General features: G+C 76.0%; 2 protein-coding genes. Both read left to right on the top strand.

All coding sequences use genetic code 11. The features are described from left to right. Positions 1-1,101, top strand: a 1,101-nt coding sequence (locus ADY59_RS47225; RefSeq protein ID WP_231619254.1) for a hypothetical protein, incomplete at its 5' end; no start/stop codon positions are given. Positions 1,102-1,104: 3 nt separating this feature from the next. Next, the coding region (locus tag ADY59_RS47220; protein ID WP_049577905.1) for a serine/threonine-protein kinase at positions 1,105-1,663 on the top strand (559 nt) is incomplete at its 3' end.

The raw sequence follows: 1,663 nt of genomic DNA, 5'->3' as shown, positions 1-1,663 counted from the left end.
GTGATCGCGCTGGTGGCCGGAGGTGGGGCGGCCGCCGTGACGCTGGCCGTGAACGAGCCGGTCGCGGCGCCCGCACCGGCGGTCAGGCCCGTGCCGGGCGGGACGTGGACGCCGCGGGCGGTGACGCCCGTGGCCGAGCCGCCGTCGAAGGGGACGGAGCTGACGCTGCCGGGGGATCTCGGGATCGCGTACGAGCATCCCGCGGACCCCGTGCGGCTGACGTCGATCAAGGTCGGCGAGAGCCGCCGCTACACCCGCGACCCGCGCACCGGCCGGTTCGGCGACGCCGGGCCGCACACCGTCGTCGCGGAGGCGTCGCCCGACGGCCGCTGGCTGGCCAGCTTCAACACGCTGTACGCGGCGGCGGGGGACCACCTGGCCGTCCAGTTCGTCGACCACCTGACCGGTGAGCGGTTCAGCGTGCCGGTGCTGCGGCCGCCGTACCAGTCGCTCGGCCTGAGCTGGTCCCGGCGGAGTGACCGGCTGCTGCTGTCGGCGCAGCGGTTCGAGAAGGTGAACGGGGAGAACCAGCCGTTCAGCGCCGGATACGTGATCGTCGACGTGGCGGCGGGTACCGCCCGGTTCGTGCCGACGGGCGACGGCGAGGAGGTCAGGCAGGCGGCGCTGGCGACCGGCGGCAAGGTGGACCCGAGCCGTTTCTACGCCGAGTACCGGTGGACCCCCGACGGGCGGTCGGTGGCGAGCCGGTTCCTGACGGCCGAGTGGGGCCAGGGCGTGCGGGTGCGCGACGCGGAGAGCGGCCGGGTGACGGGCATGATGCACTGGGTCGGGCACGTCCTGGGCGTGGGCGACTGGTATTCGCCGAGCGGCGGCAGGTTCGCCACGAGCGCGTGCGCCAAGCGGCTCGCCGCCTGCGTGTGGACGACGGCCGGCGCCACCCGCCTGGCCACCGTGCCGACGCCCGAGGGCGCGAGCATGGTGGGCTGGTACGACGAGAAACACCTGATCCAGCTCGTCCCGGGCGGCAAGGACCGCACCAGGGTCGTCGTGGTCGACTTCGCCGGCAAGGAGGTGCGGGTGCTGGCCGAGCTGCGTACGCCCGGCGGCCCGCTGGTGGACGTGCGCTACACGCGGGGCTGAGCCGTGCCCGCCGCCTCCCAGCCCGGCGATCCCGCCCGGATCGGCGCGTACGTGGTGCGCGGGCGGCTCGGCGCGGGCGGGCAGGGCGTGGTCTACCTGGCCGAGGCGCCGGGCGGGCGGCCGGTCGCCGTCAAGGTGCTGCGCGCCGCCGACGAGGCGGCCGCCGCGCTGCTGCGCCGCGAGGCGGAGGTGCTGCCGCGGATGGCGGCCTTCTGTACGGCGCAGGTCCTGGAGGTCGGTACGGCGGGGACCGAGCCGTACGTCGTGAGCGAGTTCATCGAGGGGCCGACGCTGCAGCAGGCGGTGGCGGCGCGCGGCCCGCTGCACGGCCGCGAGCTGCACCGGCTGGCCGTGGGCACCGCCACGGCGCTCGCGGCCATCCACCGGGCCGGGGTCGTGCACCGCGACTTCAAGCCGGGCAACGTGCTGCTCAGCCCGGAGGGGCCACGGGTGATCGACTTCGGGATCGCGCGGCCGGTCGGGGACGTGGAGGCGGGCGAGGAGGTGACCGGGACGCCGCCGTACATGGCTCCGGAGCAGTTCACGCCGGGGGCGGCGGGGG

The sequence above is a fragment of the Nonomuraea sp. SBT364 genome (genome assembly GCF_001083785.1).
GTDB lineage: Bacteria > Actinomycetota > Actinomycetes > Streptosporangiales > Streptosporangiaceae > Nonomuraea.
Note: the sequence above shows the minus strand (reverse complement) of the source record. Positions and strands in the feature narration are given on the sequence as shown.